The organism is Paenibacillus sp. EC2-1, from assembly GCF_049311625.1.
Taxonomy (GTDB): domain Bacteria; phylum Bacillota; class Bacilli; order Paenibacillales; family Paenibacillaceae; genus Paenibacillus_AQ.
This window is the reverse complement of record NZ_CP186006.1, coordinates 5,268,521-5,287,638: the sequence shown is the minus strand read 5'-3', so window position 1 is coordinate 5,287,638 and position 19,118 is coordinate 5,268,521. Positions and strand designations below refer to the sequence as shown.

At 43.4% G+C, this 19,118-nt stretch carries 19 protein-coding genes and 1 pseudogene; 4 read left to right on the top strand and 16 right to left on the bottom strand.

From position 1 onward, the window contains the following. Nucleotides 1-44: 44 nt before the first annotated feature. Together ACK8P5_RS24785 and ACK8P5_RS24780 are read left to right on the top strand one after the other, a co-directional pair. Complete coding sequence (locus ACK8P5_RS24785) at nt 45-842, top strand: alpha/beta fold hydrolase (protein ID WP_422658832.1); 798 nt, start codon at nt 45-47, stop codon at nt 840-842. A 38-nt stretch (nt 843-880) separates the two neighbouring features. Further along, nucleotides 881-1,858: a sensor domain-containing diguanylate cyclase gene (locus ACK8P5_RS24780; protein ID WP_422658831.1), complete on the top strand. Its 978-nt coding sequence runs from the start codon at nt 881-883 to the stop codon at nt 1,856-1,858. Here the strand turns inward: ACK8P5_RS24780 and ACK8P5_RS24775 are convergent. From ACK8P5_RS24775 to ACK8P5_RS24740, 8 genes are all read right to left on the bottom strand, one after another. Beyond that, on the bottom strand, nt 1,855-2,583 hold the full coding sequence (locus ACK8P5_RS24775) for a hypothetical protein (RefSeq protein ID WP_422658830.1): 729 nt from the start codon (nt 2,581-2,583) through the stop codon (nt 1,855-1,857). The two genes, ACK8P5_RS24780 and ACK8P5_RS24775, sit on opposite strands and share 4 nt — an antisense overlap. Further along, nucleotides 2,583-3,290, bottom strand: coding sequence for an ABC transporter permease (locus ACK8P5_RS24770; RefSeq protein WP_422658829.1), 708 nt, complete (start codon nt 3,288-3,290; stop codon nt 2,583-2,585). The genes ACK8P5_RS24775 and ACK8P5_RS24770 overlap by 1 nt, the downstream gene beginning before the upstream one ends. After that, nucleotides 3,287-4,141: an ATP-binding cassette domain-containing protein gene (locus ACK8P5_RS24765; RefSeq protein ID WP_422658828.1), complete on the bottom strand. Its 855-nt coding sequence runs from the start codon at nt 4,139-4,141 to the stop codon at nt 3,287-3,289. The genes ACK8P5_RS24770 and ACK8P5_RS24765 overlap by 4 nt, the downstream gene beginning before the upstream one ends. Nucleotides 4,142-4,145: 4 nt before the next feature. Continuing rightward, nucleotides 4,146-4,757: a TetR/AcrR family transcriptional regulator gene (locus ACK8P5_RS24760; protein WP_422658827.1), complete on the bottom strand. Its 612-nt coding sequence runs from the start codon at nt 4,755-4,757 to the stop codon at nt 4,146-4,148. A 198-nt stretch (nt 4,758-4,955) separates the two neighbouring features. Beyond that, nucleotides 4,956-5,246: a transporter gene (locus ACK8P5_RS24755; protein ID WP_422658826.1), complete on the bottom strand. Its 291-nt coding sequence runs from the start codon at nt 5,244-5,246 to the stop codon at nt 4,956-4,958. Between the two features lie 39 nt (nt 5,247-5,285). Then, nucleotides 5,286-5,636 (bottom strand): hypothetical protein, encoded by a 351-nt coding sequence (locus ACK8P5_RS24750; RefSeq protein ID WP_422658825.1) that lies wholly within the window; start codon nt 5,634-5,636, stop codon nt 5,286-5,288. Nucleotides 5,637-5,679: 43 nt separating this feature from the next. Beyond that, entirely contained in the window at nt 5,680-6,453 is a 774-nt protein-coding gene (locus ACK8P5_RS24745; RefSeq protein WP_422658824.1) for an FG-GAP-like repeat-containing protein, read from the bottom strand. Between the two features lie 138 nt (nt 6,454-6,591). After that, complete coding sequence (locus tag ACK8P5_RS24740; protein WP_422658823.1) at nt 6,592-7,464, bottom strand: AraC family transcriptional regulator; 873 nt, start codon at nt 7,462-7,464, stop codon at nt 6,592-6,594. A 195-nt stretch (nt 7,465-7,659) separates the two neighbouring features. Between ACK8P5_RS24740 and ACK8P5_RS24735 the strand changes: the two genes are divergently transcribed. Beyond that, complete coding sequence (locus tag ACK8P5_RS24735; protein ID WP_422658822.1) at nt 7,660-10,380, top strand: discoidin domain-containing protein; 2,721 nt, start codon at nt 7,660-7,662, stop codon at nt 10,378-10,380. 206 nt (nt 10,381-10,586) lie between these two features. Here the strand turns inward: ACK8P5_RS24735 and ACK8P5_RS24730 are convergent. Further along, a pseudogene (locus ACK8P5_RS24730) lies at nt 10,587-10,991 on the bottom strand (methylglyoxal synthase); the annotation flags it as partial. 369 nt (nt 10,992-11,360) lie between these two features. On the opposite strand from ACK8P5_RS24730, the gene ACK8P5_RS24725 reads away from it, so the two are divergent. Beyond that, nucleotides 11,361-11,717, top strand: a complete 357-nt coding sequence (locus ACK8P5_RS24725; protein ID WP_422658821.1) for a nucleotide excision repair endonuclease — start codon at nt 11,361-11,363, stop codon at nt 11,715-11,717. 82 nt (nt 11,718-11,799) lie between these two features. Here ACK8P5_RS24725 and ACK8P5_RS24720 read toward each other — a convergent pair whose 3' ends face one another. From ACK8P5_RS24720 to ACK8P5_RS24690, 7 genes are all read right to left on the bottom strand, one after another. Next, on the bottom strand, nt 11,800-12,990 hold the full coding sequence (locus ACK8P5_RS24720; protein ID WP_422658820.1) for an MFS transporter: 1,191 nt from the start codon (nt 12,988-12,990) through the stop codon (nt 11,800-11,802). Between the two features lie 174 nt (nt 12,991-13,164). Continuing rightward, complete coding sequence (mraY, locus tag ACK8P5_RS24715) at nt 13,165-14,118, bottom strand: phospho-N-acetylmuramoyl-pentapeptide-transferase (RefSeq protein ID WP_422658819.1); 954 nt, start codon at nt 14,116-14,118, stop codon at nt 13,165-13,167. Nucleotides 14,119-14,301: 183 nt separating this feature from the next. Continuing rightward, nucleotides 14,302-15,597, bottom strand: a complete 1,296-nt coding sequence (locus ACK8P5_RS24710; RefSeq protein ID WP_422658818.1) for a glycosyltransferase family 2 protein — start codon at nt 15,595-15,597, stop codon at nt 14,302-14,304. Further along, entirely contained in the window at nt 15,590-15,733 is a 144-nt protein-coding gene (locus tag ACK8P5_RS24705) for a hypothetical protein (protein WP_422658817.1), read from the bottom strand. The genes ACK8P5_RS24710 and ACK8P5_RS24705 overlap by 8 nt, the downstream gene beginning before the upstream one ends. Before the next feature lie 40 nt (nt 15,734-15,773). After that, a complete protein-coding gene (locus ACK8P5_RS24700) occupies nt 15,774-16,649 on the bottom strand; it encodes a GGDEF domain-containing protein (RefSeq protein ID WP_422658816.1) in 876 nt (291 codons plus the stop codon). A 125-nt stretch (nt 16,650-16,774) separates the two neighbouring features. After that, a complete protein-coding gene (locus ACK8P5_RS24695) occupies nt 16,775-17,869 on the bottom strand; it encodes a glycosyl hydrolase family 8 (RefSeq protein WP_422658815.1) in 1,095 nt (364 codons plus the stop codon). A 230-nt stretch (nt 17,870-18,099) separates the two neighbouring features. Then, nucleotides 18,100-19,083, bottom strand: coding sequence for a glycerophosphodiester phosphodiesterase family protein (locus ACK8P5_RS24690; protein WP_422658814.1), 984 nt, complete (start codon nt 19,081-19,083; stop codon nt 18,100-18,102). Nucleotides 19,084-19,118: the final 35 nt, after the last annotated feature.

Here is a 19,118-nt window from a genome sequence, read left to right as displayed (position 1 = left end):
CCTCAGAATGAAGAGAATACTGCTAGAAGAGGGAGTTATGCGAAATGACGAATGTGATGACACGGAATAATGTGAAGGTAATCGGAGCGGGAGAACAAATCATTGTTTTTGCACATGGGTTTGGGTGTGACCAGAGCATGTGGCAATATATCGCGCCTTCCTTTGAAGGGGATTACCGGATCGTTCTCTTTGACTACGTAGGTTCGGGTAACTCTGATTTACAGGCATATCGAGCGGAGAAGTATAACTCACTTCACGGATATGTACAGGATGTACTGGACGTGATGGAAGCGCTAGAGCTGCGTGATGTTATTTTTGTAGGTCATTCCGTTAGCTCCATGATTGGAATGCTTGCGTCGATCAAGCGCCCAGAGTATTTTAATAAATTGATTATGATTGGACCTTCTCCACGTTATTTGAATGAGGGAGAGCATTATGTCGGTGGTTTTGATTTAAGTGATATAAATGAACTACTTGATATGATGGAGATGAATTTTACAGGCTGGGCAAGTTTCCTGGCGCCGATTGCGATGAATAACCCCGACCTTCCACAGTTAACGAAAGAGCTGGAACAGAGCTTTATATCTACCGATCCAGTGATCGCAAGGGAGTTCGCAGAGGTTACATTTCTATCAGACCATCGGAGTGATTTATCCGAATCTACCATTCCTACATTGATTATGCAGTGCTCTGATGATAGTATTGTTCCGCTTCAGGTGGGGGAGTATTTGCACAGCCACTTGAAGAATAGCACACTGCGAATCATGGAGGCCAAAGGTCATTATCCTCATATCAGTCACCCGGTAGAAACCATTACATTGATTAAGGAATATCTTCAATAACTCTAGATTATGCCTGCATTGAAAGGATATATAAGATAATGGATGATCGTTTGAAATATGCCCCCTGTGGCTATATCTCAATCACACCGACTGGAATCGTTACTGATGTGAATGATACATTTCTGGAGTGGATGGGATATGAAGAGGAAGACTTGGTCCAGAAGCACTTTGAGTCTATCATGTCGACGGCAAACAAGCTTATTTTTCATTCTTATTTCTACCCTTATATTCATCTGAACGGACATGTGGAGGAGCTCTTCTTAAGTCTGAGAGACAGTCAAGGCCAGTCCATTCCATTCATTCTGAATGGGAGACGGTTTGAAATAGATGGAATAGAGATGATTGATTGCATCTTGGTACAGATGGGCAAGCGTATTGATTATGAACTAGAGCTGCGAACAGCTAAGAAGCAGATTGAAGCTGCCTATTGGGAGAAGAATCAAGCCCTTGCGAAGCTGGAACAGATTCATAAGGAGATTGAGCAGAAGCAAGCCGAGCTGATGGAGTACAATGCAATATTGGTGGAACTGTCTGTTACGGATAAGTTGACGGGCCTTAAGAATAGAAGATATTTTCAGGAAAAATTAGAAGAGTTGATTGTGCGGTATAGCGAGAACGAACAACCCTTCTCCGTTCTTATTATCGATATAGACCACTTTAAAAAAGTAAATGACACCTGGGGGCACCAGGCCGGTGATCTTGTTCTGAAGCAGTTGGCGGATACCTTAATCAGACATTCTCTGCGTGAAGACACCGTGGCCAGACTAGGCGGTGAAGAATTTGTTCTTCTTCTGCCAGATGCAGATGCTGCAGCGTCTAAGTTGAGGGCTGAGGCGCTGCGAGTTGCGGTTTTACAGACCCCGTGGGAGCTAGTGACTATCACGGTGAGTATAGGAGTTGCCACGATGACTTCCGAGGATTCAGATGTAACTCTGCTAGAAAAAGCCGATCAGGCCCTTTACGCTTCCAAGGAGAATGGGAGAAACCGGGTTACACATAGTCTGGATTTAAATTAATCGAGCTTATTTACAAATAACCTCAGTAGACTCTTTAGGAATATCAAGTGGACAACAGTGCCGATGATTACATACAACATGAAATTCAGAGATCCCTGCTGGGTAGCGATCAGATAGGTTTTGGAGATCCAGAAGGTCGGGATGATACCACCGAGCCATTGCCAGGGTGAAGGAACCCAGAAGATAATTAAAGGGGCGAGAACAACCAAGCCAGCGAGCTTGGATAGGGCTAGCCCCTCTACTTTATTCGCTGCAAAAGCGCTCATAAACAATGCCACGATTGGAGCTTCCATTGCAATCATGGGCATGAGCAATAGAAGCTTAGTCCACGGAATATAGACTAGTTGAACTGTATATATAAGCAGCAGGCTGAAGCAGGTGGATATAACAATGGGGACAGATAATCGGTATAGAAAATAACCACGCCTAGAGAGTGGGGTAACTGCATAATAGCTGATTAGATTCTCATCGCGCTCATCGAGAATTACAAAACCCGATAGCATCCCTAATATGAGGGGGGTGAGAAGTAGGAAGAAACTCATAATCTCGCGGTAATATAATGTTAACTCGATTCCGAGTCTTTCGTATACGACATTAGAAGCCATAGGTATGCCTAAACGTAAGAATAGAATCAATAGAACAGGTGCCAGTAGGGCGGATAGGAGCATTGGATCACGGCTGATCTGCCTTACATCACTACGTAGAAGCTGAGTGATAGCATGCATTAATTTTGACCTCCACCAATTTTTAATATAATGTAGCGTCTTATTGAATTCCGTGTCCAAAAATAAGCGACCACACACCATACAGCTAATGAAATAACAGCGTAAGTTAGCTCTCCTAGTGACAAGTTAGTAAAGGCTGATCGAATGAGAAGCAGTGAGCCTTTGGCAGGTAGGATATAGAAGAGTGGTGAATTCCACAGGCCAATTGTCTCCAAGAGTGGCAGAATGAGAATGGATGTATAGAGCATAGATTTGATGAAAAATTGGTTGATGGTTTTGCACCTTGCTGATAGACCCATTCCAATAAGGGTGAAGAAGAATGAAGTCATAGCTACACCCAGTAGATACAGAAATAGATTTGTATGAAACCCAAAGGTGCTGAGATGTATAACAGAGCAGGTAAGGATGGAGAGAGCGGTTAAGCTTAGCGTCTTTGATAGAATATACTCTTCCGGCTTGTAAGGTGTAACGAAGAGGTTGTCATGAATATTCTGACCTTTCTCAAGCAGGACCAGCCCGCCGACGAAGAAAAAACCAAGCACGCCGGGATCAGAGAAAGTAAGAATGATGTCAGCAGTCTGGCGGAACTCTTGAGGTAGAGCGTGCAGCACCATAATATAAATGGTACTAATGATCAGATAGGCATAGTAGAATCCATGCCGGAATTGTAGCTTCACATCATAGAAGAAGGCGGCTTGAAGTCTCATCGTAATGATTCTCCTGTCACTTGGATAAATACATCCTCTAGCGTGGCTTCCTGTGTATGCATGGTCTCAATGGGGTGTGTTCGCAGTAATTGAAGAAATGCTTGGTTTGAACCGATCTGCTGGAGATCAAAATCTCTGCGTTGGAGTTGTCCTCGATCTGTATACTCGATTTGAACACGGGAGCGGCCGTTTCGAACCTTTAACTCACGAGGGGAGTCGATAAGGCTAATCCCTCCATTTACAATGAAGGCAACTCGGTCACATAGTTCATCCGCTGCACTCATGTGGTGTGTGGTCAATAGAATCGTAGTGCCTTGCTGCTGTCTAGCGAGGATGAGGTCTTTCATGACTTTGGCATTCACAGGGTCGAGTCCGGAAGTCGGCTCATCTAGAAAAAGAATATCGGGGCTGCCTAGCAGCGCACGACAGAAATTAAGCCGCATTTTCATGCCTTTTGAGAAATCGGAAATTTTGGTATGGGCATATTTATCAAGATCAACCATAGCCAGTAAATGCTTCGGGTCTTCGGTCTTGCCTTTATAGAGCGAGCGAAAGAGTGAGAGGTTCTCTAAAGCAGTGAAACGGGTGTAGAAGTTCGGAAATTCAAAGGCAACACCGATTTTTTCGTAGTAATCAGAGGGTGAATTGCGTATTTCTGAACCCTGGACACGAACACTGCCTGAATATTGCTTCAGGATTCCGATAAGGATCTTCTGAATCGTACTCTTACCTGCACCTGAAGGGCCCAGAAATCCAAAAATCTCCCCTGCAGGAATGGAGAAGTTCAGCCCTTTAAGGGTGGGCTGTTTCGCTCCGGGATAAGTAAATTGCAAATCTTTCACCTCGATCATGAACTCAGCCTTCTTTCTCCGTAATAAGTCCATCCACAATGAAATCGATAAGAAGTTCCATCGTGTTCTCATAATGTGCATCACCGATCGTTCGCTTCTGGAGGGATAGCAGAATGATGGAGCGCAGTAGACTAACAATGGTTTCAGGGTTCTTCTGGGCCATATATCCTTGTTCTTGTGCCTGTATGATCATGGGTAGTAGATAGTTAGCATCACCTGTAAAGTTCTGTTCGAGCAGTTTATCCGGCAGTTTGCGGACGAATGTCTCCATGATCTCTTCGTTGTAGAGCTGACGAATCAGCGGGTAGGTCTCCATAAGATCTAAGGAATCTTTGAGAAACTGCTTGAACGAAGCCCTCGTCAAGATCCCAGATGAGAAATGCTTGCTTACCATATCTATACGGATCTGCTCCTCTAGCTGTTGAAGAATATCAAAATACAGCTCTTCCTTCGATGCATAGAACAGGTAGAAGGATCCCTGTGCAATACCAGCCGCCTTTGTTAGATCGGACACGCTTGTTTTCCTCAATCCGTGCGTCTCGAATAGCCATTTCCCCTGCGTTAGTAACTGTGAGTGGATGCGTTCTTTCTCGTGTTCATCAAATTTTCTCGCCATAATTTAAGGTCTCCTTATGCCACTTATGAACGTATGAATAATTTTATTTTATATTCACAGATAATATACCCCTTACTCTGGAAAATGGCAAGTGCAAGTATAGTTGTTCGCATGCTCTTGAACAAATTATTAAAAAGCAGCACAGCTTGAGCGCTGTGCTGCTTGATCAATTAATTATTTTGGCGAAGAAGTAACTCATTAGAAACACGTAAAAGACTCAATCGTTCTTAAATCAAATCCAGAATAAACCCATCTTCGGCCAGTCCATCTGAAGCCGGCAACAGATGTGCGTCCCACGAAAGTCGGGAAGAACCAGAAACCAATTCCGAATTTGGGCCATATATAGGTGTTTCGGAACAGACAGTTCTGAATTGCACCAGGGTCAATGGCAAAGGTCGAGGTCATTGGCTTTGGGGGAGGAGCCTGTGGAGGTGGAGCGGTTGGTCCCGTCTGTTGTCCCTGTGGTCCAAAAGGAGGCATAAATGCCATGAGTGTTCACTCCTTTACATTAAGTTAGAGGGATTACGTTTAGATAAATAACAGGGTAATTACGAGCAGCTCATAAAGAACAAGCGGGAGAATAACATTGTTGTAGTAATTCGGTCCGAAGGCGCGCGAGCCACTCTTGTCTGGAAGACTCAAATATATAATGCCTCGATCACAATGTGTGATGACGCCTTCGAAAACTTCCCCATCGAGTGTTTCTACACGTACGAGTTGATTTTTATGCTGGTTGCATAGATGGTGCATATGATCTCGAGTTGATTTTAAAGATTGCGGATGATTCGGTCCGGCTTGATATAAGATTTGCTCTTGATGGCCGAGGCCTTGGTGCTGCATGCTCATCATTTCGTCCTCCATCTCTGGGTGGTTATCCATATCTGCAATATATGCGCCTGACTATTTAGGGGTGCATGCCTAACTAGCTGAGATAAGGTGTAATTAACTTGCTACCTGGGATAGAGACTGTCAGTCTTTTCGAGGCAAAGGCATGCCCATCCCATGAAATGAGGTTCTCTACATTGCCTAATGTGTCAGCATTTGTTGTACCAATGATTCGCTGGATGGCGAGGAGGTCATAGCTGGTGCTTCCCGTGTTGGTTACGACTGGATAAAGAGCGCCCAGTGCTAGAACCTCGCCTTTGGTAGGTTGTTTCAATTGTCCTGACTCGTTATAGAACTGAGATAAATAGTCGTAACCCTTGTTGCTGATATCAATGGTAAACAAGATGTCGAGCTGAGGACTACTTATGCTTACCTTATATCCATGCTCATAGTTGACATGCAAACGGTACTGTTCATTGTACTGCTGTACATCGAATAGCTTCTTTAAATCGTTGTTTTGGAACGAATAGATATAGAAAATACCGTATCCACCACTGCCTCCGGTCTCCATACTGACCATAATGTCGAGAATACCATCCTTATTGAAATCTCCGAGGAACAGCGTAGGATTATACCCGGCATTCTCAGGGGGATGGACAATCGTTAATTGGTGTGTAGCTCCGTCCTGAATCCCCATGGTTATGTGGTCAGCGAAGAGGCTGGTTGGATCTACTTTGTTGCCGAATAGATAGACAGTATCGAGGATGCCGTCTCCATTCACATCCCCTCGTTTCATATCTAACAAGATGGGAGGAGCCGTGGGTCGATACACTTGATAGTCCCAATAAGGACTCGGATATATTACATTCATCATCATATCTCCTTGCTGAACGCATCTAATGCTCTAGCCTATGCGAGTGCCTAGATGAGGGTGCTGTCATTAGGAGCGGGACTGAAGGGGGAGGCGTGAAAGAGGTCATAAAAAAGCACCATGCTGAGGGCACTTTTTTTATACTTTATCGTTGTGAATATATTGGCGGTATTCTTTAGGAGTGATTCCTTCATATTTCTTAAACAACATGGAGAAATAACTCTGACTGCCGATGCCGACATGCTGGGCAATTTGGCCGATCGACATCATCGTAGAGGTCAGAAGCTGCTTAGAAATAATTAATCGGTATTTGATGATATATTCAGTGACCGTATGACAGGTATATCGTTTGAATAAACGTGAGAAATAGTAGGGACTTAGATGTATGAAATGAGCAACGTCTTCGACTTTAATATCCGATGGATAATGTGCTTCGATAAACTCTAGCGCTAGTTGTATTTCTGTGGGGTATGCGATCTTCAGCGAAATAGATTCAGCGTTGTTTTTGTCCATGGAAGACATGATCAATTGTGTGAACACCTGAGTAATGAGAGAGGATGCTATGAACTCAAGTCCGATGGGGCGATGCAGGAATAAATCATACAGTTGTTTAAAAAGAAGCTCCGTCTGCTCGGTATTGCTGATTTGAAATACAGGGCACTCTGAAGCGTGTAACAGCTCGAAATAATATGAGCTTTGAATTCCGCCAAAGCGAACCCACAGCAGTTCCCAAGGATTACTCGGATCTGCGTTATATTGATGCATCTGACTTAAATCTAAGAAGAATAGCTCACCAGCATTCACTTTATAGGTTCTTCCCTGGGCGGTCACATACCCGGAGCCTTTAACGACATACTTGAGTTGATAGTGAGATAATGAACGATTTATACAATAATCAGGCTTGCATACATACCAACCAACATCTTGAACAAAAAACATGAATTTAACGGCGATATCGCTTGGAGAATGGGAAAGGGTGCTGTACGGAAACTCGGATGGATACGCTTTCATAATGAATCACCTCATGTATATAAGATTGTTTAGACGAGGTAGATCTATATAGCAAACCAGAGCATGATTACGATAAAAACAAAGCATATTTACGAAATAATTCAATCCTATCGTATTTTATAATTTGATTACATGATCTTTTATGAAGTGAAACATGAAGTTTTTAATAAAATTAGCAATGGGGAGGGTAAGGAAATGGGAAAAACAATGAAAGCACGATTATTATCATGGACGCTCGCGGCCAGCATGCTCGCTGTCAGTGCAATCCCAATGGTATCCATGCCTGGACATGTATTAGCGGCTGCACAAGGTACAACCTATTATGTGGATTATACGAAAGGTAATGATGGTAATGCTGGAGATGGTGCCTCTTCTGCGTGGAAGACACTAGATAAGGTGAACAGCACAACATTTCAACCCGGCGATCAGATTCTATTCAAAGCTGGTGAGAGCTGGAACGGTCAGCTCTGGCCTAAAGGATCAGGAGCCGAAGGAAGTCCTATTGTCATAGGTAAGTATGGATCAGGTAATAAGCCGGCCATCAACGGTGGAGGTCAGACGGAAGGCGCGGTTATGCTTCAGAATCAGGAATACTGGGAAATTACTAATCTTGAAATAACGAATGATGACGATCTGACAGTCAATTACACAGGTCCGAATCGGAGAATCGGAGTTCTGTATTCGATTGATGGACGTACGAGTGACCGCATATATCAACATATTTATATTAAGGATTGTTATATTCACGATGTTGATGGCAATGAACATGGTGTAGGCAACGATCCTTACAAAAGCAGCGGGGGGATCGTCGGTGAAGTTATTGTCGGTACCAAAGGGAGTGTAACCAAAGCCAGATTTAATGATGTACGTATTACATACAACACGATCGACCATGTGGACCGGACAGGAATTAAGCCAGTTCGTTATAAATTGCTCTATGTACCGGTTCAGACTGGGGGGCAATATGACAGCGAGATGGGTCCACTGCTGCGGGATAACAACCTATGGAGCACGGGTGTGTATATTGGTCACAACAAGCTTAACGATATTGGTGGAGACGGTATATTAATTCGCGATACGAAAGGCGCTCTCATCGAGCATAATGTATTAGCTGGTTTTGCGATGAGATCGAATAAACCGAATGCCGGCATGTGGCCTTGGAATGCTGTCGATACGACATTCCAATTCAATGAGGTATCCGGCGGCGCCCCGAATCAGGATGGAACTGCATTTGATCTAGACAGCATGTCTGCGAATACAACATTCCAGTTTAACTACAGTCATGACAATCCAGAAGGCTTCATGCTCGTTATGGCAGCGAATGAGCATGATGTTGTCAGATATAATATTAGTCAGAATGACGGAAGATTGTTTAAATACTTCCTGTTCAATGAACTGTCACCCTCTTACATCATGAATAATATATTCTATTATGACAGCAGCCAATCAGAGATCACGAATGTAGTTTGGAAGCAGGGAATGAGTGTGTACAACAATGTGTTCTACAATACGAATAAGAACGCACCTACCAATTGGGGCGTATCTGATTGGTCTAAGGTAGACTTCAGCAATAATGTAATCTATGAGGCAGGCGGCGTGCATGCGGCGAATGAGCCTGCTGATCCGAACAAAATCACTAATGATCCGTTGTTTGTAAACCCAGGTAGCGGTAAGACTGGAATCACTTCGCTTGATGGATACAAGCTTCAGCCGAATTCACCTTTAATCGATGCCGGGAAGCTGTTGATTGACGGAGGCGTGAAGGATTTTTGGGGAAATAGATTACACTATAATAGTCCGGATATCGGTGTATATGAACATCCGGTCGGCACATTTAATCCGGTACCGCTGGCACCTGAGACAGATCCGCTGGCTATCCCCCAATCGCTGATGAATGCGACAGCTACAAGTGCTGAGCCTGGAGAAGGAGCAGATCGAGTGCTGGATGGCAGGAAAGCGACATTATGGAGCACAAAGTGGAATCTATCTGATCGATTACCGCAATCGATTATCATTCATTTGAATGATACGTATGAGATTGATAAATTCGTATACACACCAAGACAAGATATGGGTGGAGATGGACGGTTCAACGGAATCATTACCAAATATAATCTCTATGTTAGTAGTAACGGCAATGAATTCACTAAAGTATCCGAAGGCAGCTGGGCAAGAGATAAGACAGATAAGGTGATCACGTTTAGTCCGGTAAAGGCAACACATGTAAAGCTGGAAGCGATCGAAGGATCTGGGGGATGGGCGACCGCATCAGAGATTAATGTATATCGACATGAGAGTAGCAGTACAACCGAATTAACTTCAACCTTGAATAGTAGTCCTTCTGTCGATTCAGAGCAAACGCTAAGTGTTACTTATGGATTAAATAATGTGGTTAATCCGGTATATGCGCAGGATGTTAAGGTGGAGTATGATGATTCGTTGTTTGAATTTGTCTCTGCAAATTCCATTCATGAAGATGACGTTTCGATTGTAGAGTTGATAGATACCACTCCAGGACAACTTCGCTTCATTGTTGCAAGCAAGGGGGCTGAGCACGCCATTCGTAGTAATTCCGAAGTGCTTGAGATGAAATTTAAAGCGAAGAAAGTGGAGCAAGTGTTGTCAGGCTCAGTTAAAATAGCGAAAGCCGTCATGGGGGATCAGGAAGGAAAAGAGCTCGAAGCAGCTTCATCTTCTATAACGGTTCAAGTTAAACCAGGAAAACCAATAGAGCCAGGAACTCCAGGAGACCTTAATAACGATGGTAAGATATCGATTGGAGATCTTGCAATTATCGCTGCGAATTACGGAAAAACAACAGACAGCCCAGATTGGGAAAAAATCAAAGCAGCTGATGTTACAGGAGATGGAAAGATTGATCTGGAAGACCTCGTAACCATTGCAAGGCAACTATAAAGAATGATTCGTTCGTTCTTTCTGGATAGGAAGTCTGATTAATAAAAAGGTTGATCTTCTGTGGAGGAAGATCAACCTTTTTATATTGATGAGTGACATCAAATTTATAGCGATTCTGTAGCGGGGAGGTGGTCGTTTCCGTTATGCAGCGATGACTTATTTGAAGGAAATACGACGGGCTTCACTTTGTGGTGCTTAATATTCACAGGACGGCTTTGATGGATGACATCCCGCCAGTGGAATTCTCCACGCTTTAACGAATGGACGAGAAGTTCAGCGCTTGCTAAATTCGTTGCAACCGGAATTCCATACACATCACATAGGCGAAGTAGAGCAGTGATATCGGTCTCATGCGGCTGAGACACAAGTGGGTCGCGGAAGAAGATTAACAAATCGAGTTCATTCTGGGCCACCATAGCACCGATTTGTTGGTCGCCCCCGAGTGGACCTGACCGGAATTTCATGATGTTTAGCTTCGTGTTTTCTGCAATGAGTCGGCCTGTCGTGCCTGTGGAGAAAAGCGTATGTTCTTCAAACATCGCCTGATAAGCAATGACAAAATTAATCATTTCCTCTTTCTTACGATCATGCGCTACAAAAGCAACATTCATAACCAATCACCTCTCCTTATTAAGGTCAACAAGACCTGCTATGAATCATTATTAACATGTGATAATTCCTGACGTGAATCTTAGTTGTCAACTGAAGCAGGTTCATTCATGGATTGGATTAAATTCGTACTACAGAAGCAATTTAACTGCTTGATTACTTGTAATCATACAGTATGCCTTATTCAACAATCAATACTTATGTCATGTATTATTACACAATTTAGTGATTTGTTTATTTTATCAGCTGGATTAAAGATCTATTTCAATGACTAATGTTATATAACATTACACAAGTAAGGAATCAGTGGTCTCATGCTCGGAATTATGATAGTATTTACATCTATATATAGATGAGGAAGTGAGTTTTAATTGATAAACATAACCATTCCAACACCAGATGTGACGATTACTAAACAAGATGCTCCAGAGCTAAGTAATATTTATGGATTCACGGATTTTCACCTGATTACTAGAGAAAAGGGTGGAATCTTTATGTTCTACAATGCTCAAGATGAGTTGCTGTTTGTAGGTAAAGCTAGAAAGCTGAGACCGAGAATCAAGAAGCACTTTGAGGATACCGTCTCCGTAATGAAGGATCACCGAAACGAAGTTACGAAGATTGAAGTTTGTGTGATTGAGGACCCAGTGGAGAGAGAAATCTATGAAACGTATATCGTTAATGAGTTCAAAGCGAAGTACAATGTAGATAAAGTGTTCTATAAATAAGCATGATGGCAACATGATAAATAAAAAAAGCAATAGACGAAGTCTGTGAAGGACAACGTGCTATTGCTTTTTTTATGCTTATTTAGGCGGTTTGCGCTACACTATTTTTTCGCTCAGCGATATAGCAAGCAATACCTAACACCAGACCGAGGCCAACGAGCAGTGCTCCAACCCATGGCAAGGCGTTCAAGGATAGGTGGGTAATGACCCAGCCACCAATGAAGGCCCCAGCGGCATTCCCCAGGTTCCCTGCAGAATGGTTAGAGGTGGATGCAAGTGCTGGAGCATCCTCGGCGAGACTCATAATCCGTACTTGAAGCCCGGGCATAACCGCAAAGGCAGCGGTTCCCCACAGGAAGACCGTGATTACGGCCGCAAGGGGATGATATACAGTGACAGTAAAGATTGTAAGAATGACACTTATGGCGAAATAAAGTCCCAGAATAGAGGGCATCAGCTTCCAATCTGCGAGCTTACCACCCACTATATTGCCAAGCGTGACGCCGCAGCCGAACAGGACTAGAATCCAGGTAACACTGTGTTCAGCATAACCGGTGATTTCAACGAGTAGTGGATTAATGTATGTAAATACGGTGAATAATCCGGCGTTACCTAAAGCGCCGATCAGTAAGTACATAAGTAGCTTGGGCTGGATTACAGCCGATAGTTGCTTCACCACACTAACGGGCTTTTCTTGTTTCAATTTAGGAATGAAGAGAATGATACCAATTAATGCGATGACACCCATGATGGCAATGGCACCAAATGAAGCTCGCCAGCCCATGTTTTGTCCGATAAAGGTTCCGAGAGGAACACCTATGATATTAGCAATCGTCAAGCCTGCCATCATAATGGAGACAGCACCGGCTCGTTTATTGGGCGGTACTAGATTAGAGGCGATCACAGCGCCAACGCCGAAGAATGTCCCGTGTGTTAGGGCAGTTATCATACGCGCTGCCATGAGCACGCTGTAGTTCGGAGCGAATACGGAAATGCCGTTGCCAATAATGAATAGAACCATGAGCAAGTATAGCAGTTTCTTTTGTGGGATTCGCTGAGTCAGAATGGTCAGGATGGGGGCACCAACGGCTACGCCGAGAGCGTACATCGTAATGAGTTGACCTGCTGTTGAAATACTGACATGTAAATCCTCCGCCACATTCGGCAGAATTCCCATAATAACAAATTCGGTCATACCAATCGCAAAGGCGCCTGCTGTAAGTGACAGGATGGAGACAGGGAAGGGCTCTTTACGTACCTGCTTTCTGTTCATGTTGTGCGCTTCATTCATGTTGCGGATGTCAACCTTTCTTCTGTCTAAAATAAGTTTATGGTGATGTTACGTGAGACTCGGCAGATAAGTCCTGAACATATTATTGAGTTTCATGAAAATTAATTCAAGATAAATATTTTTTTCTGAAACTTGCGAAATTTTATTATGTTACATTCAGGCGATTACATATTTCCATAAAAACCAGCATAGAAGCACAGAGAACCAGGAGACAAAACCAAACACCATCACGATCTTGTTCTCGCTCCAGCCATATTTGAGACTGAAGTGATAGTGAATAGGAGCCATTCGGAATAGCCGCAACTTCGTCCGTTTGTAATACCACACTTGTAGGATGACAGAGAGCTGCTCAGCGAGATAGACAAAGAATAGAATCGGGATCAAAATCTCGACTTTTTCAATGACCGCCAGAATAGAGAGAGAGCCACCAATCGCAAGGGACCCCGTATCACCCATAAATGCTCTAGCGGGATAGATATTATAAATAAACAGGCCAAGCAGGCACCCGATCATGACGAGTGAGAAGGTCTGCACCTCCGGTTTATCCGAGATCAGAAAGAAGAAGAAGTAAGTTGGGATTGCGACATTAATTAACAGCCCGTCCAGTCCATCTGTGAAATTGATTGCATTGGCAGAGCCAACCACGAACAGAAGTATAATTGGCAGATATATATAAATGGGAAGATGGAGCTCGAATCCCTGAAATAGTGTAATGTCACTGGTAAGACCAAACGAACGGAATAGCACATACAATAGTGCACCTGTAAATACAAACTGAAGGAGAAGTTTCATACGCCCGGAAATCCCTGAGGGATCCTGAAACGCAGCCTTCTTGAAATCGTCCATAAAGCCGATGGAGCTGAATAGAATGAACGTCACACAGAGAAACATCATCAGAGGGGCAGGGAGAGACTGGAGTGATGTTGCCACACCCGTAAGCAGGATCAAGCCAGCCATAAGTGGTGTTCCACGCTTAGCTTGGTGATCTGGAGGTAATTCAGTGCGAATGGGCTGTGTAAGCTTAAGGGTATGCAATCCCTTGATAAGCAGAGGGGTTAGTAATGCGACGAGTAAGAATGATAAACCGGATACACCTAAAATTCCGAACATATGTAAAACACCGCTTTCCAGACAAATTGTCCTTTTTATAATGTAATTCGTTTAATTGGACAAATATTCCTGTAAACGTGTATTCACATATAGAACAAAGCACTCTCACCAGGTCTCTTCTGATTGGTGGGAGTGCTTTGCATTTATGGCTGAGCAAAAGTGCTCGCTCATGATACTTGGGTTTCAACCGAACCGCTGTGTTTTATACCACTTTTTCTCTCGGCCCGTGATTTTATCAATAAGCATCCCTGCGAAAGCTTTGACGGAGATGAGTAAGAATAGCTGGGAATATGTGAAATAGGATACACAGGATAAGATAAAGTTGCGTGTGTTACTCTGTCCGATATCTGCTGCCAGAGCAAGATTAATCTGTAAGACGTAGATATAGTACATAAGAGCCCATGCAATAACCAAGAATACATATACGTCGCCTTGAAATTGAAAAGGGGATATAACGGCTGGATTAAACAAGGCAATGATCTGGTAGATAATGTTCGCTACAAAGATGATATCTGAAACAATGATGGCAATCATAAACCAGAAATAACTTGTTGCATAATAAAGGACATGGAATTTGATCCGCCAGCTAGAGCGGTTCACTAAGTGATGGAGATTATCAAGTACGACCTGGTAGTTCCCCTTGGCCCAGCGTTCGCGCTGCTTCATATATACACTTAGTTTCTCAGGTTCCTGTTGATAGGCCTCCGCTTGTGGCGCAAGGGCAATAAGCTGTCCTCTCATCAGGATTTCGAATGAAATTGCAGTATCCTCAGTAATCGCATCTTCATCCCAGCCGCCAATTTCTCGGATGAGGGATGATTTCACAATGAAATTGGTACCAGGAATGGTTCCTAACTTAAAGAGTTGCCATAGTCCGGTATGATGCACCCGCTGAATCGTGACTAACTCCAGGTTAATGCACCGAGACAGGAAGTTCTGACCGCGATTACGGGCTTTGTTACGTCCGAATACCGCGCCATACTTCTCAGGCTCCTCCATCGCTTTCCGAGTTAGAAACAGCAGTGCATTCTTCTCAGGGGCTGCATCCGCATCATAAATACAGATCCATTCCCCCGTTGCATGCTCCAATGCATCGTTCAGTGCACCGGATTTACCGCCTGTTCCTGTTCGTTCAAGAATAAGCAGATTACGGCCTTCGTAGCTGGCAGATGACTGCAAGGATTTCAGTTTTGCTGCAGTGTTATCGGTACAATTATCTGCAATGACAATGACCTGCAGTTTATGTTCTGGATAATTCATCTGCAAAATATGTTCCACCGTAGATGTGATAACGAGTTCCTCATTATGGGCCGGCACCATTACGGTCACAGTAGGGAAATCTTCAAGGTTATCCGGCATGGTCAGTTGCTCACGGTTTTGTTTGCGTATGAACACAATAGCGCCTGCCATAATGAGAATGGACTGGCAGACGGCGATCCAAATGCTAATAATGGATATTATGAGTAGGAAATCAGCCATTTAATTTCCCCCGATCATACTTTTTATTGACTTTAGATCGAAAGTTTAACGTTGAAATCGTCAAGATCAGAATAGAAATCGTAAATAGGATGCTGACAGCAATACATAAAGGAATGAACCAGCTGGTATATGACATAAGGCGCATACCTCCTTTTGTGTAGGGTCATAGAATTGAATTAAATGTATTCACCGATAAGATCCGTCTCTGTATTCCGTTCTAGCGCACGAATGACAGCATCGCTATCTTCATACTTCTCGAACTGATCTTGTTGAAATACGAGTGCTCCAGCGCGAATAACTAACTTGAGAGGATTGCCATGCTTGTCTGTAAAGGGCATGTTCATCATTGCAAGCTTAATCCGCTCTGTGAGGTTCTTCAGATTTTCTGGTTTGGTCAGAGGACAGAGAATAATAAACCGCCCATTATCAAGGGAAAATTTATAGTCTTCAAAACGGATTTGTCCTTGTATGGTCTGTGACAACTCGAGCAGGAGCTGAGAGTATCGCTGTGAACCAAGTGATTCTTGGACAAGCGGGAGAAACTCAATCTTGAACATAGCTAAGCTGAAGCTATACTGATCAGAGTAGCGGTTCGCAAGATTAGACTGTTTCACCAACGTATCGGAGAAGGCATCCTTGTTACCGAGTGAAGTATCTAGATCGATATCAGGGTTTCTCGTCTTTAGTGCTTCTAAGCGCTCAATGAAACGGCTGTTCTGAATCAATACGGAACGGATGAATGCCGCGATCATTACATTTGCGGGAATCAGCAACATCCAGGAGAGCGTAAGTACACCTATGGTTGCGTAGGTCGATAACCAGACAAAATAACTGACAAGGAACACGAATATCAAAACAGCAGTAACGCCTACCGGAAGGATGAATCCGACAAGCAAGGATATGAGTGTAGCTACACTAAAAACAACCTCAGAAACGGTCAGGACTTGTCTATCATAAATGTTCCAATAAAAAATAAGCTCTTGTATAATGACGAGGGCAATCATGAGGAAGTAACCAAGTTCAATACGGCGAATAGGAATATGTTTCTTCATACGCATCCTTCCTTTCTAGCGCGAGTGTTGCGTTAACCCCTGAATATATTATTACATAAAAAGACATAAATCGACATTATTTTCGTGGGAATCATAGAATAAATAGGTTAAATGTGAAAATGCTATTATTCGTTGTTTAATGTCGTCTCAGCAATCAGAGGAAACAGATTATCGAAAATGTGAGTATTGTTATCGAATACATATCCGCCAGGATAAGTTTTATCCTGATCTCGGAGTGACACCATGCGTTTCTGCAATTGTTTGGCCCATTCCACATCATCACATTGTATGGCTAATAACATCGCTAATCCATAGACTGCTGGCGATTCGTAAGTCACATTCGGTACTCGGGTTGCAAGATCATACCGCCCTACCAATTGATGACGCTGCTCAAATTCCTGCTTCAGAAACTGCACCAGTTCTTCGGGCTTCTTCCCAGCTTCAGTGAGGTGAATGCCGACAATTAACTGATCAATCAAATTAACGGATTCGTCGTATGTATATTTTTTAGACTGTACCTGATAGGTTTTGGGATAGAATGGCCCATCGTTTGGCATCTGAAGGAGTAAATCCTTATGCTGTGTATATTCCGAATCGGAGATCAGGCTGTTGTTCAGCATTCCTTTTAATGCGGATATATCGATATAAACCAGACTAAGTGTGTCAGAAGATATTTTGTTCTTAAAGTCATGAAAATCTACAAAGTATCCGCTGTGCTGACCCTCCGTTTGCAGTGTGTATGTAATATCTTTAGCAATGCTAAGGTAGGTCTCGTCTTTCCACAGGGCATAGGCTTTCAGCAGGGAATCTACAATTCTTAGATCATCTCCAAGCGCGTTGGTGCTTACATCAGACTTCCCTGAAGGCTGGAGCTTCCAGTAGATATACTTTTGAGGGGATATAAAATACGTTCTCAAAAGGTCCACACTCTCATTCAATCTGGACTGATCCTGCTGTAATACTGCATACTGCATCCAGAGTCCAAGCGACTCTGACAGCGCCTCTCTGCCGGCCACAATGTTCTGATCTACAGAAGGGGCTTCTTGAAGATAGGTGGCCCACGTACCGTTCTCGTTTCTCATATGCTGCTCAATGAATTGTTCTGCTTTGGAAGGCTTCTCCTTGCCTGAGCTCAGAGCAAACCATAAGATGAAGATCCCTAGAACGGATACTACTATACTAATAACTATTTTTGCGTTATTATGAACCATATTTTTCATATTTGCACCTCACTTTCTCTTCATTGTAAAGAATGGAGACGTGATTTTCCACTTGGTCTATGATTTGCTCGAATGCGATCCCCTCATACTCCCCATTTCTAATTCCGGCTTGTGTAACATGTCAAACAGCCGTACCTGAATGTCCCAAGACACTCTAAGTACGGCTGTTAAAGTTGATGCATAAAGCTGATCATAACGTAGAATATTTTCATGAGTTAGTGGATTTTGGCTCAATCTTTACTGAGTTTTAGCTTAGGAGCGACAAGATCAATACGATTCGTCCAGATTCCACCGCTATAATTATCCGGCAGACGCTCTAGATCTTCATCGGAATCGAATCCTTCAGACCAGCCACCATCACCGGCTACTAGAATAACCTTTGTATTCACACTTTCCATTCGGTTAATGAATTTATCGGGCCAACCCCACAGGAGAGGCGCATATTTCTCGGGAATATGTAGCTGAGTGTTCTGACATACAGAAGGTATATACCCTGTCCAGCCGGCTCCGGTATAGGAGATTAAGCAGCTTTTTAATGTAGACTTCGACATGACGCGAAGCGTGGGCAGCTCATGTTTTAACGCGCTTATGGGTGCATCATCCCCGTATACCGTAAGACGGCTTAATTGCTCATCTGACATCTCAGATAGTTCATCAGCTAGCTGAGTGCCTTCATTCGAATCTGTGCTCTTTATATGAATTAAGAAAGAACCATTTGGAAAAGCAGATAAGGCTTCCTCTAAAGAGGGCATAAGTCCCATTCCTTTACCTCTGAACGGGTAAGTCTCACCTTGGTCTGCTGTGTATCCATAGCCAATATCTATGTTTTTCAGCTCTTCCATGGTATAATCCATGACCGTCCCTTGTACGTTCGTCCGGCAATCTAGCGTCCAGTCGTGAAATACGGCGAATTGACCGTCTTTTGTCGGTTTAATATCGAATTCAACGACGTCTGCACCTGCGTCAAAGGCTGCCTTCATGGAAGAAATGGTGTTCTCCAAATATGGATGCTCCGGCTCATAAATTCGAGAAGCTGTGCAGGTATCGCCTTGGATATTCTCCATGGAGAACGTCTGTCCCATACCGCGATGTGCGAGTAATAAAGGCTCACTTGGATGTTCTTTAGTGAATAGCGTTGTATTATTGATAAACATGAATATGAGCACTGCTGTAAGCAGCAGAATGATTTTCGTTCTTCTTTTTAGTTGTCTCACTATCCGATCCCCCGAAATTTGTTTAAAATGTACAG